The following is a 13,706-nucleotide window of genomic DNA, read 5'->3' as shown; positions in this document are numbered from 1 at the left end:
AATTTCGATTTTTGATTTATTAAAATTGAAGATAAAATATTTATTCGAAAACTATTTTTATATCTTCAATATGCTTTTTTATTTTTCTTAAAAAGCAATAGAATGAATTCGAAGAAACGAATGCGATATAAAAAAGGATTCAACCAGCCGCAAGTTATGCAGAAGTAGCGATCAAATGGTGCAGTGTGATGTATCTTATGATGGTCAGGGTTGAGTATGAAACTTCTGTCTTGCAGAAACTTAATAACCACGCCTGGATTCTTTAGATGTGCCCACTTATGAATCTGATTTGTCATAAAAATCCCGAGCATTAACGCAAGAATAAACCAAGCCAACAAGTAGGACAAAACGTCCGTTTTATATGGAAGATAAAAATATACAGCGATCAATACAGGCAGTGATACAATACAATTGTTTCCATTCGTCTCAATAAAATCATGCCTTGTGATTCCTTCTGGATCCGTATGATGATCACGAAATGGTTTTATGAAAGATGCACCAACAATTGGCGTTTCTTCTGTTCCAAAACTATCGCCAAGAAAATGAACCAGTCCTGAAATAAAATCAGCAGAAATATAAGAGAATATAATTACCAAAGTAAGTATAAGTCCAAAAAGTTCAGACTTAGAATGGAATGAATTGTATCCTTGAACTAGATGATACCCAAGTCCAAGAATAATTAAGATAAAAGAAATAATGGAAAAAATTTCTATCGAACGATGTGTTTTTGAATAACTATAGCTTTGTTCTGACACGGTTGTAATTTCCCTATTTTTACAGGATTAGATAAAGATTGGAAAAAAATTATTTAGTATCAAAAGTTGTGATACCATCCCAATTTACATCTACTCCATTTGCTAAATTCAATTCTGATCTTTGCGTATATATTTTGGCAAGAAGATCTCCATTCGATTCGTATATTCTTGCAAAAAAATCACTCGATTCTTTGAATTTTTTAGAATAATAAAGATCTAGTGCCTGCCCAAAATCATTCTTGGATTTTTCTTTTGATTCGATGGTATCTTCACTATCGCCTCCATAGAATTCGTAAATCGCAATCGCTTGTGTTTTGCCCTTCACACGGACTTTATCAACGAACCTATTTTTATAATTCGAAAGATTACTTTGTTGATCAATGGAATTGATGCTGACTTCACTCACAAGGATTGATGCTCCATACATTTTTGTTAAGCTCTCTAGTCTTGACGCAAGATTTACTGTATCAGAAATTACAGTTCCTTCCATTCTTTGAGATTCACCAATCGTACCGAGCATGAGTCCTCCTTTGTGAATTCCAATTCCAATTTGGATTGCTTGATGTCCTCTTTGTATCCTTTCAATGTTGTGTTCTCTTACTTTTATTTGCATGGCGATGCTCGCATCAATTGCATCTTCAACACTTACTGAAAAAAGCGCCATCACAGCATCGCCAATGTATTTATCAATGAATCCATTGTGGTTTCGGATAATCGGACCCATTCGACCCAAATAAGAATTTATAAATTGGAAATTTTCTTGGGGAGTCATCGTCTCGGAAAGATTTGTAAATGCACGAATATCAGAAAACAATACAGTCAAATCCTTCTGAATCTGATCACCTAATTTAACATCTAGAATACTTTTTTTCTCTAATAGATTGAGAAATTCGAATGGCACAAATCTCGATGATGCTTCATTGAAATTCGTTAAATCTACGTTAAGTTTTTCTGTTTCGTCATGAAGCCGAACAAATCTATTCGCAAGTATCAACGCCATGCTGAGAACGAATAGTATGAAACCAAATGTTGCGGTGGAACTTGTTGGCAAGTTGATCATTGCCCTAGCACTTAGAACATCTAAAACGGTGCAAACAATCAAAACAAAAAAGCTTCCTAACATGAGCATCGCATCTCGATTGCTATGTCGAATTTCAATCCCAAGTAAAATCAACGAACCAAAAGTGTAAACAAGCCAAGTTGGTTGTATGATTGTGTTGTTTATATAATCCCAAGTCTCGGTTGAATCAATTGTGTAAATATAAAAAATACAAACTAGATTGATGATATTTGTAACGATTGCAAATCTATCCCACCATTTGAGCCACGTATTGACTTTTAATTTAAAATAATGTCTAAGGAAATAATAGAAAGTGGGGAATAACAACCAAAGAGCAGAATATTGAATTCTCTTTAATGAATGGAAATCGATCGCAAATTCATACTTCCATTGAGTTCGCAGTACAGAATATACTAAAAGTGAAAATATGAAGATTGAAAAATAAAGATTTTCACGATCGTTACGACGACGAATGAAGAATAAAAGAAAATAAGCACCAACAGTTAAGTAAACCATGAGTATAAGAATCTGAAAAGTGTTTTCAAAATAGAAGCTTCGAACTAGAGAACGAGTTGGTCCGATTTCAAGTCTATCTCTATAGATCCCCATTTCATTTTGGAAATAGCCCTTAACTTCAATCAATAAAATATTGGTTTCATTCTGTCGTATTGTATGAATGGGAATATCATAAACTCTTTGTTTATCATATGCTTGAGGTTTGATCGAATCCCAATCTCCAGAGCTTCCGATTAGCTCTCCGTTTAGATAGACGCGATCACGGTCATTGATTTCACCCAATCGAATAGAAAGTGAATTTCTGATTTTATGACTCAGTCTAAATTCTGCCTTATACCAGACAGTAGTTCTGCCATCAGCTACCAATCCTTGCTTCACTAAATCTTCAGGAACATTGACTTTTTGCCAAATGGTTAAGTCCGTATCGTTTTCTTCTTCTAGATTGGATTCTGAATCGGTTTCTGCATCTTCGCTTGGACTGGATTCTCTTTGGATATCAATTTGATTGCTGCTGATTCTCCAGTGATTATCTGATGATGTTGCATTTAAGGAATTTATAATATTAGGATTGATTTCAAAAGGTATGATCGAGTCTGGTTGCTCGAAATCTTGTGACCTGATTCCCTGGATTGGCAAGATAATAAAAATCAGTAAGGGAAGAATTTTTCGAAGTTTGTAAAACATTGCCATCTAAGGTAATATGGAATTTATCTTTAAAAAGAAAAGAAATTATATGAACAATTTCAGGAAAAATTCTCTATTCTTACCTAAGAAAAATTAACTATTCTTATTTACCTATCTTGAGAAAATTGAAACCAAGGAAAGCCTTGAGCGATTGAATTTTGGATAATTTTATTTCAATACCTTTTTTGCAAATGATCCAAGGAGCCTGGTTATTCTTTGGTTCCATTTTTTCATTTGTTTGGGCAATTCAGATTTTTACATCCAAGCCAAGAACAATTTTTATGGGCTGGATTCATGTGATGACAGGGATTTGGCTGGTCTCAGGATTTTATTTTTTTTCCAATCTTCATTTAATCTATCCATATTTTTTCTCACTGCATTTGCCATTTACCTATCTAATCGGTCCCCTTTTTTTTCTATATTATAAAAAGGGAATTCTCGAGGTTGAATTAAATCGATTTGAATTTTTACATTTTATTCCTGCCATATTGGTTGCGTTAGTCGTAGCTCCTTATGCCTTTATGGATACGACATCTCAATTGAGTTTTATCAAAAATCTCCAAAACGGAGATGCTTCATTTTATTCAAGAATGATTCAGATCTCAACTGTCGGACCTAAAATTTCCTTAATAATCTATCTTAGTTATATACTTGTGAGTAATGTTCGAATTTTGAGAAATTCTGCCGATATCAGTTTTCGTTCGATGTCGATTTTTGTCTTAGTGATAGCATTGATTTATATTGATATCGGAATTGGTTTTCTTGGTTTTATGATGGGGAACTTTTTTTTGATAAAACTGAGTGCTCTAATTCTTCCTTTCAATCTAATCATTTTCTTTTTATTATCGAATCGATTTCCTGAAGTTGTCTACGGATTGCAAAAGGAAATAAAGAAAGCTAGATACGAAAAATCCAAAATCAAATCCCTAGATATCGATCTTATTCAATCAACACTTAAACGAATCATGGAAGAAGAAAAAGCATTCTCAGATGAAGATCTTAACATTGCAGGTCTTGCATCTGAACTCAATATTTCTGTTCACCAATTATCTCAGATTCTGAACGAGAAAATGGAAATGACTTTTACTCAGTATATCAATCATCATAGAGTTTCAGAAGCAAAAAAATATCTCCTAGAAGACCAATCGAGAACTATAATTTCAATTGCCTATGCTGTTGGTTTCAATTCAAAATCATCTTTCAATAGAGCATTCAAGCATCATACAGGAATCACTCCCGTGAACTACCGAAAAAATTATTCGACATCTCTTACCCAAACCAAAAACAAAACCCATTCAAAAAACATTTTCTAGACAAATAGGAAATTGTTTCAGTCTACGGCAATTGATCCAGATAATGCAGGTTCAATATATAGAATCGAAACATAATTTAAGTAACATCCTATAGGATAGGTCGAATATTCAGAATTATTCATTTATACTGAAATCTAACTTTTGAAATTAGAGGACAAAATGAACAATTTAGCTGAAATGTTTTATGAATCGAAAATAAAATTTGGTGATAAGCCAGCTTTTGCAACGCGAAATAAAAACAAAGAATTTGAATTCACTACCTACGCTGATTTACTTGAAATGGCGGAAAATCTAGCAATTTCATTGATTGATCTTGGTGTTGGTGCACGCGAGCATCTGGCAGTATTTGCGGACAATCGGTTCGAATGGATTGTAACGGATATGGCAATTCAGTTGATCGGAGCTGTTGATGTTCCACGAGGTTCCGATGTTACTGACGGTGACATCCAATACATTATACCACACGCAGACATAAGGGTTGCATTCGTAGAAAACCTTGCTGTCTTGGAGAAGTTACAAAAAAATAAAAAGTCAATTCCAAATTTAGAAAAAATAATTCTAATGGAGAAGGAATCCAAAGCTCTACTAGGCGTTCTAAATATTTATGATTTAATCGAAAAAGGAAAAATTCTAAGAAGTAAATTGCTTCCTGTAGTTCAGGAAAGAATTAAGCAATGCACTCCCGATGATCTATTTACTTTAATCTATACTTCTGGAACAACTGGGGCACCCAAAGGCGTTATGTTGACGCATGGAAATATATTGTCTCAGATTCAAAACCTTCCTTTCCAAATAGATTCAAATGAGAGAATACTTTCCATTCTTCCAGTTTGGCATATTTTCGAGAGAGTTTTCGAAATGATCGCAATCTCCAGTGGATGCTGTACATACTATTCGAATATTCGAAATCTTAGAGAGGATTTAAATATTGTAAAACCAACTTTTATGGCATCTGCACCGAGATTATGGGAAAGTATCTATCACGGAATTATTGCGAATTTAGAAAAAGCACCCTTTATCAGGAAGTTTTTATTCCAAATTGCTTACGCAACATCCAAAAAATACAATTCTGCCTTGCGCTTTGTCAAAGGTCTCGAATTGGAAATTAACTATCGAAATCCAATTCTATCGTTCTTTCGAGGGATTTACTGTTCTATAATAGTTTTGATTGCATTTTTTCCAAATCTTATTCTGGATGCGATTGTTCTTTCTAAGATAAGAAGCGCAACAGGTGGATCTTTACGAGGATCTGTGTCTGGAGGCGGAGCTCTGCCGTATCATATAGATGAATTCTTCAATAATATTGGTATTCCTGTATTGGAAGGATATGGACTGACGGAAACATGTCCTGTTATATCTGTAAGAAGTTTTGAGAAATTAATTATTGGTACAGTCGGACCAATCTATAAAGACACAGATATCAAAATCATCGATATAAACAATCAAGAGCAAATCTATCCTGGCGCTAATGGAATGGGAAGAAAAGGTGAGGTTCATGTGAAAGGTCCTCAAGTTATGAAAGGCTATTATAAAAATCCGGAAGCAACTGCTAAAGTTCTTAAGGATGGATGGTTTAACACAGGTGATCTGGGTATTATGACATTCAACAATTGTATCAAAATTGTTGGTAGATCCAAGGAGACAATCGTGCTTATGGGCGGAGAAAATGTAGAACCGACGCCAATTGAGAATCGCTTACTCGAATCCGAATATATTGATCAATGCATGTTGGTTGGCCAAGATAAAAAAACATTATCCGCATTGATCGTTTTGAATGAGAAAGCCTTTATTGAGCTTGGAAATAACTTGGATGAATTGAAGTCAAATCCAAGTGTAAATCGAATGCTAAAAGCTTCGATAAAGGAATTGATCAGCACAGAGAACGGATTCAAATCTTTTGAAAAAATTGTAGATTATAGAATATTGCCAAAACCATTTGAAGTTGGTGATGAACTTACAGCAAAACTCTCAATCAAAAGGCATGTGATATCAGAAAAATACCAATCTTTGATTGAAGATATCTATAAATCCTAAGATGCATGGATTCTGAATTTCTGATGAAATCTAAATTAGATTACTAGATACAATCATTTGGAGATTAACCTCACTATGCTCGGACAAAACCTGAGCATAGTTTTTTTTGATCCAGTTCGAAATCACTCGAGTGAGATAAATATTTTGCTTTGGTAGATTAGAATAAATTATTTACTGAAGTATTCTGACAAATGTTTTGTTAATAAAATATTTATAAATTCACTCCAAAAAGATGAATTAAAATCCTGCAAAGTATAACTTGATTCCCAAAAAATGAATTAATTGCATATGATTCAAAATATAAAAAAAGATTCGCCTAATTTTTACACAAATTAATGTTATAAAAAAATATTTATCTAAAATCGGAAAAAATGTTTCCAGTTTATTGGGTATGTTTCGAACTGTGTTAGGTAATGCAAGGTAATTTAATTTTTACAACATTGTGATTGAATTATCGAAACTAGATACTTTGTGATAACTATGCAAATCAATCAAAATAAATTCTTTTGGCTCCTGACCATGAATTTGGAATTATTTTTCTATCTCTTACCACTTCCATGCGTCGCCTATTATATCTGTTTATCTTGTCTTTTTACTTTAGAGCAAGCTATCTTGTTTGTTGCTACTTCAACCGTTGCAACAATCATTGCATTCAATGTAGCAATCATTGCTCGCGTTATATATTTAGTTCCGTTACTGAAATTGTCTAATCGTATTTCAGAATTGAATTCTCAGGAAATAATAACTCTACAAAATAAATTATTACTTTATCCTAAAGTTGAAGCCATAGTTGTCGCTCTAAGGTTGACATTGATGGTTGCTTTTTCTTATTTCTTTGCTTCCTTTCTTATTGATTTCAAAGACTTCGATTTTTTACCTTTTATTCTATCCGAGATTGCAGCATTACCAATATGTATTGTAGTATTTTATTTTATGACAGAAGATAGAATAGCTCCTCTCTTGACGAAGCGACAATTCTCTGACATTGAGGAGAATCGGATTCCGATACAATTTTCGATCTTCCGAAGAGTTCTATCTGTATCTATTTCTGTTGGACTATTACCATTCATACTCCTTTCTACATTTCTTTACCTGTATTCACTCGATTTAATGAAGTTAGAATACCCCATGATTCATATTGCGATCATGGCAGGATTAGGAATCACCAGTATAATATTTGGATCTTTTTATTTTGCCAAATCTGTGCAATCGAATCTAAAATCTCTTGAATTGGTTTCAAATTCAATATTCAATGGGGACTTAACGGTTCGAATCCCCATCATTTCGACCGATGAGAATGCTTTGATCAATCAAGCAGTAAATGGATTTACCATTCGCCTGCAAAATGTTTTACAATCCATCCAATTGGATATTATAAAAATTAGAAAAACAGCAGAAAATTTTAGACTTGGAAGCGCAAAGTTATCCGAAGTAATTTCTCAACAAACTGCTTCTATGGAGGAAATAAGTACGAACTCCGAGGAGTCCAATGCGCTTACTGAAAACATTTCTAACAATGCTTTAGATCAGAGCAAGTTGAGTGAAGAAGCCGAGACCAATTTTCGTAATCTTACGGCGAGGATGAAAGTCATATTTGAGGATTCGATAGCATCAGCTGAGCGAGCTAAAGTAATGGAAGATTCTGGCGAGAAAGCTGGACGAGAATTGCTTGTGACTAAGAATCATATGGATAATATAGAATCTGCTACAGCTAAAATGCGCGAAGCTGTAAACTTTGTAGAAGAAATTGCAGATAAAGTAAATCTACTTTCTTTAAACGCATCCATTGAAGCTGCAAGAGCTGGAGAATATGGTAGAGGATTTGCAGTGGTTGCGAAAGAAATTTCCAGACTCGCTGATAGTACGCAGGAGAATTTGAAAATCATTAAATCGAATATAGTTACTACTACCGACTTAGTAAAATTAGGTGGCAATTCATTAGAAGGGTTGGGAGTAAACTTCAAAAATTTCTTGAATGAAGTTCACCAGCAAACAGAATCAGCCCAATCCATTGCGGAAGGCTCCAAATCTACCTCAGAAATAGCGACAAAACTCAACGAGGGAATTGTCTTTCTCGCTCAGAAATCGCGAGAAATTTCTGGCGCGACTAGAGAACAAAAAGACGCATTTCGAGAATTTGTGAATGCATCCGATGTTGTACTCAATGCCTCGATGGAAGCGATTCAGTTTTCTGATCAAGTTGCAAGTGAGACAGAATTGCTTGTAAATGAAATGTCAAAGTTAGAGAAAGATATACGTTTTTTCAAATTTGACTAGTAGCTACAAAACTTGCCAGAATATCATCTGTCTTTAAAAAGCTATCTCTGAATTTTCGAAATAACGTATCCGTTTATTTTCTGTATTTTAATATTCCAGTCGAAAAAAAGTTCTACAAGCTTGACAAACAATCAGTCTTTTTATGCTTTCCCGTGAGTATTTTATTTATAGGTTGGCTCTATGAAAAAACTAAACAATTTCTTTAGCTTAGTTTGGCTTTCGAAGAGCGATAAACAGACATGGTTTGAAATTGTTTTTTCTTTGGTGTTGTGTTGCACATTCTTAAGATTCACTTTCCAATTAGAATGGTGGGATAATTCTCTGGCTAGATTTGATTGGGATCAACATTTTTTTTACTTAGAGTCAGTTCGGAAAGCATTTTTGGATTTTCACGAGATGCCTTTTTGGAATCCGTATTACGTCGGCGGAATTCCCATCATCGAGAATCCTCAAATTAAATTTTTATCCCCAACCAATTTGTTCTCGCTTGTCTTTGGAAGTATTAAGGCTCTGAAAATTTCTGTGGTTTTTTATAGTTTTATCGGATTTTTTAGTTCTCTCTTTCTCTTTAGAAGGGCACTTGGTTTTGGTTTTTGGGCAAGTCTTTTTGCAAGTACGATTTATTCTTTCTGCGGTTGGCACTCCCAGCATGTATTCGCTGGACATAGTCAATTCTTTTCGACATCAATTGTCCCAATCGTTTTTGGTTGTTTGATTCGTTATTACAGAAAAAATATATTTTTAGATTTAATATTTTCAGCCCTAGGTATGCTTCTATTGATTTCCGAAGGAAATATTTATATATTCTTATTTATATTTTTCTTAACTTTCATTTTTGGAATATTTGCACTCATAACTAAAAATTTAAAATTATTTAGATTAATATTTTATTTTACAACAACCACTTTCGTATTCTGTTCATATAGAATAATTCCAGAAGTTCAATTTTTCCTAGAGAATGGATCTCAATATTTCCCAGATACGCAAAATTTAAGCATCTCAAATATCTGGACTATTTTTACTGGAAGTAGTCAACATCCTTTGCTCGCCCGGAATTTTGAGGCTCAGCAGTATCAATGGTGGGAATATGGAAATTATATTGGATATTTTCCATTTATAATTTTATTTTTGCTTTTGCCCTTTTTTAGAAAAAAAGATTTCTGGATGGTTATATTCCTTTCAATTGCCTTAGTTATGATGCTCGGGGATTTTCACGAATTGAGTCCATTTGCAATTCTTCGTAAAGTTCCTGGTTATTCGAATATGCGAATCCCATCTAGATGGAGTATCGTTTTAGTTTTTTTCATGAGTTTATTGTTAGGTCATTTAATTGATCGATTTCATGTAAAAATGAAATCGCAATATCTTAACTCTAAACCCAAACAAATTCTCTTTTCTCTTTTTTCTTTATTGATTTTCAGTCTGCTATTTTATGATTTAAGCAAGAAAAACGCTAAAAATTATTCAGAGATTTTTATTATTCCAGAAAAGAATTGGATTCATACAATTGAAGATCCTTTTTTTACGGTTTCAAATATACCATCTTACGGAGCAGATTCTTCAATGTTACCGGCAATTATTCAGAATTTTTCTGTTAGGGATGGATATGAGAATTTGAGATCGAATCGTTCTCTTCCAGCTTACGGAGATATAAACTATCGAGGAGAATATTTCCTAGAATCCAAAAATGGGACCGTTTCTGAAACTTCTTGGTCTATGTCAAATCTTGAATATAATCTATCATTGAGTGCTGATGATAGATTGATAATCAATAGAAATTTCTCTCCAAACTGGAGAATCAATGGAGATTATGAAATATTTTCCCATAACGCACTTATAGCAATTTCACTAAAGAAAGGTAATCATATAGTCAGAATCAATTATATGAATACCTATTTTATCATAGGCACATTGATATCAATTCTTGGATTTATAGGCTGCTTTTTATTCCTAAAGTTTCCATCCAAGCATGCTGATAGAAAGTAGTGTTTTGATTTAAAAGATAGATCAATTTTTATTTCGAATCATTGAATCTTACTTGGGCTTTTATGGATCGATCTTTCTTTTATGAAATTTCAATTTAGGAAATACTCGAAATACGCTACTAGTACTAAGATTCTTCCGAAAGTAAAATATTGACAAATCCCATGGTAAATAAATTATTAAACGGATTCTATTGATAAATAGAAGAGTTCTCATTTATTGAATCATTGTTATAAATAAAAAAATTGAATTGGAAATCATGCAAACTCAACAAAAAAAATTCTTCTGGCGTTTGACAGGCTCTCTTGAGCTTTTCGTTTATCTTGTTCCGGTTCCATGCGTTGTCTATTACGTCTGTCTTGCCTGCCTTTTTACTTTAGAAGAATCGCTCATATTTATTGCAGCTGCTACATGCGCGTCATCGATTGCTTTTTCTGCAGCAATACTTGCTCGAATCATTTTTCTAAATCCAATTCTAACTTCTTATGGTAAAATTTCCTCTTTGAGCTCAAATGAGGTTTCTGAACTTCAGAGAAAACTATTAAGATATCCGAAAATCGAAACGATTGTAGTCGCACTTCGTTGGATTGCTGGTCTAACTTTTTCATTTCTGGCTTCATCAATTTTTATTCCTCTGAGCTTCTATCATATTATCCCGTTCATCCTGTCTCTCTTTGCTGCGGTGCCGATTTGTGGAGTTATTTTCTATTTTGTGACAGAAGATAAAATTTCTGAAATGCTCAATAATGATAAATTTTGTAAATTAGATAATACTAATATTTCTATCCAATTTTCCATATTTCAAAGAGTGCTAGCTGTCGCTCTCTCTGTTGGTTTGATGCCATTTATATTGCTCTCTACATTTCTCTTTTTGTATTCAGTGAATTTACTTAAATTAGAATACCCAATGGTGCATATTACTATCATGGCATTGCTTGGATTGATTAGCATTCTATACGGTTCTTATTTTTTTGCTAAATCGGTTCGATCGAATTTGAGAGCACTTGATACTATTTCTAATTCAATATTGGAAGGTAATCTTACGGTAAGAATCCCTATAATATCTAATGATGAGAATGCGAAAATCAATCAATCTGTTAATGGATTTACATCCAGATTACAAAATGTTTTGCAATCAATTCAGCGCGATGTTATCAAGATTCGCAAGACTGCAGACCATTTTAAAACAGGAAGTATAAAACTATCAGAAGTTATATCTCAGCAAACGGCCTCCATGGAAGAGATAAGTACGAACTCAGAAGAGTCCAATGCACTGACTGAAAGTATATCGAATAATGCAATGGATCAAAATCATTTGAGCGACCAAGCAGAAATTAATTTTCGTAATTTGACCGAGCGTATGCAAGTCATATTTGAGGACTCAATTGCATCTGCAGATCGAGCCAAGAGTATGGAAGACTCTGGTGAGAAGGCGGGAAATGAATTGCGTTTAACGAAAAATCATATGGATGATATAGAAATTGCAACTGTTAAGATGAGAGAGGCGGTAAACTTTGTAGAAGATATTGCTGATAAAGTCAATCTCTTGTCCCTGAACGCATCAATTGAGGCGGCTCGGGCGGGGGAATATGGACGAGGATTTGCAGTCGTTGCCAAAGAGATTTCAAGGCTCGCCGACAGTACTCAAGAAAATTTGAAAATAATAAAATTCAATATTGTTACAACAACTGATTTAGTCAAGTTAGGTGGTAAATCCTTGGATGAATTGGGAGTGAATTTCAAAAATTTTCTGGAAGAGGTTCATTTGCAAACTACATCAGCTAAGTCTATTGCGGAAAGCTCCAAATCAACTTCAGAAATTGCAACATCTCTAAATGAAGGAATTGTATTTCTTGCTCAGAAATCTCGAGAAATTTCTTCCGCGACTCGAGAGCAAAAAGAAGCTTTCCGCGAATTTGTTAATGCATCTGATGTAGTATTGAATGCATCTATGGAAGCTATTCAATTCTCCGATCAAGTTGCAAATGAAACGGAACAGCTTGTGAATGAATTATCCAAATTAGAACAAGACATTCAATTTTTTAAATTTACTTGAAGTGATTTAGCTAAAAAAACAAGTAAAGAATAGATTGATATTTTTAATGCTTCAAAAAACAATAGAGATCGTCTAAAATTGAAAGCAGAAAGATCTTGTAGATTGAAAATTACTGCGCATACGGGAGAGAATCTTTTGAAGAAAAATAACTTTTTATCTAAATTATTTATTTTGGCGTTTGTTTTTGCCCCAACCTGGTTATTTGCATTTGGAACATATGCTGAAGGATTTGCCACAGCAAAGATTATTCAGTTCGAGAGTCGCGGAATCATATTCAACTCCTATGAAGGTATTATAGAAGTTACATCTTTTGAGAAGACAGAAGTCTGTGATGAATCCAAAGATGAATTTTTCGCTCCTACAATCATTCGGCATGAGATTAGCGTAAGACCAAGTAACGCTGAATTAGTCAATTTATTATCAAAGAGCGTGAATGATCAACTATTGATCGAATATCGTATACATAGAATTGAAGACTTTTCACTATCTTCAGAGATGGAAATTGTTTCTGCAAGACCACAGGAAAGAACTAAACCTGCAGGGCTTGCTGATAAAAAAGTTGTTAAGAAGACCGGTTCCAAAAGAAATTTCGCAGTGAGTGGAAAGATTTTGCAACTTGATTACCAAGGAACATTCATTGGAACTTATGAAGGATTGTATCTGGATGAAGATAGGGGAAAGGTGCATCCTTTCTCTGTTACTCAAGCTGAAATGGCAAAATTTGCGTGGGAGACTCAAAAGAGTTCTGTCTCATCAAGTCTCGGAATATCTGTATCTTTTGCAAAGGGATTTCGAAAATCTGATTATGATCTATTCGAAATCAATTATCGTGAACCAGCAGGTGGAGTCCATACTGCTGCAAAAGAGTAGAATATTAATAGTTATCTATTTTTGAGAAATCTATCAATGTCTAAAGAGCATATGATGTTTTTTCAATTTAGAACTGTTGTTTTGGATCAGGCTTTTTCCAATATTCGGAATCGAAGTTTCGGTAAATATTTAATTTCGCTAGACCTGCCAAAGTATTT

8 protein-coding genes are annotated in these 13,706 nt (G+C 33.8%); 6 read left to right on the top strand and 2 right to left on the bottom strand.

Features of this window, described 5'->3' with window-relative positions:
- Window positions 1–65: 65 nt before the first annotated feature.
- Together O4O04_RS14590 and O4O04_RS14585 are read right to left on the bottom strand one after the other, a co-directional pair.
- Window positions 66–755: a fatty acid desaturase CarF family protein gene (locus O4O04_RS14590; protein ID WP_272532504.1), complete on the bottom strand. Its 690-nt coding sequence runs from the start codon at window positions 753–755 to the stop codon at window positions 66–68.
- A 49-nt stretch (window positions 756–804) separates the two neighbouring features.
- Window positions 805–3,015 carry an adenylate/guanylate cyclase domain-containing protein gene (locus O4O04_RS14585; RefSeq protein WP_272532503.1) on the bottom strand — a complete coding sequence of 737 codons (2,211 nt, stop codon included), beginning with the start codon at window positions 3,013–3,015 and terminating at the stop codon, window positions 805–807.
- A 158-nt stretch (window positions 3,016–3,173) separates the two neighbouring features.
- Between O4O04_RS14585 and O4O04_RS14580 the strand changes: the two genes are divergently transcribed.
- The 6 genes from O4O04_RS14580 (at window position 3,174) to lsa26 (ending at window position 13,548) form a co-directional block, all read left to right on the top strand.
- Entirely contained in the window at window positions 3,174–4,328 is a 1,155-nt protein-coding gene (locus tag O4O04_RS14580) for an AraC family transcriptional regulator (protein ID WP_272532502.1), read from the top strand.
- A gap of 159 nt (window positions 4,329–4,487) precedes the next feature.
- Window positions 4,488–6,362 carry an AMP-dependent synthetase/ligase gene (locus O4O04_RS14575; RefSeq protein WP_272532501.1) on the top strand — a complete coding sequence of 625 codons (1,875 nt, stop codon included), beginning with the start codon at window positions 4,488–4,490 and terminating at the stop codon, window positions 6,360–6,362.
- A gap of 519 nt (window positions 6,363–6,881) precedes the next feature.
- Entirely contained in the window at window positions 6,882–8,639 is a 1,758-nt protein-coding gene (locus O4O04_RS14570) for a methyl-accepting chemotaxis protein (RefSeq protein WP_272532500.1), read from the top strand.
- Between the two features lie 180 nt (window positions 8,640–8,819).
- Window positions 8,820–10,625, top strand: a complete 1,806-nt coding sequence (locus tag O4O04_RS14565; protein ID WP_272532498.1) for a hypothetical protein — start codon at window positions 8,820–8,822, stop codon at window positions 10,623–10,625.
- A gap of 256 nt (window positions 10,626–10,881) precedes the next feature.
- Window positions 10,882–12,678, top strand: coding sequence for a methyl-accepting chemotaxis protein (locus O4O04_RS14560; RefSeq protein ID WP_272532497.1), 1,797 nt, complete (start codon window positions 10,882–10,884; stop codon window positions 12,676–12,678).
- Window positions 12,679–12,813: 135 nt separating this feature from the next.
- Window positions 12,814–13,548, top strand: coding sequence for a surface adhesion protein Lsa26 (gene lsa26 / locus O4O04_RS14555; protein ID WP_272532496.1), 735 nt, complete (start codon window positions 12,814–12,816; stop codon window positions 13,546–13,548).
- Window positions 13,549–13,706: the final 158 nt, after the last annotated feature.

The sequence above is a fragment of the Leptospira sp. GIMC2001 genome (assembly GCF_028462125.1).
GTDB lineage: Bacteria > Spirochaetota > Leptospiria > Leptospirales > Leptospiraceae.
The sequence above is the reverse complement of the archived record's forward strand: the minus strand, read 5'-3'. Positions and strand labels throughout refer to the sequence as shown.

Excerpts from the sequence above, each read along its gene's own strand:
- O4O04_RS14585 (WP_272532503.1), bottom strand. The coding sequence starts at position 3,015 with ATGTTTTACAAACTTCGAAAAATTCTTCCCTTACTGATTTTTATTATC.
- O4O04_RS14575 (WP_272532501.1), top strand. The coding sequence starts at position 4,488 with ATGAACAATTTAGCTGAAATGTTTTATGAATCGAAAATAAAATTTGGT.
- O4O04_RS14570 (WP_272532500.1), top strand. The coding sequence starts at position 6,882 with ATGAATTTGGAATTATTTTTCTATCTCTTACCACTTCCATGCGTCGCC.
- O4O04_RS14565 (WP_272532498.1), top strand. The coding sequence starts at position 8,820 with ATGAAAAAACTAAACAATTTCTTTAGCTTAGTTTGGCTTTCGAAGAGC.
- O4O04_RS14560 (WP_272532497.1), top strand. The coding sequence starts at position 10,882 with ATGCAAACTCAACAAAAAAAATTCTTCTGGCGTTTGACAGGCTCTCTT.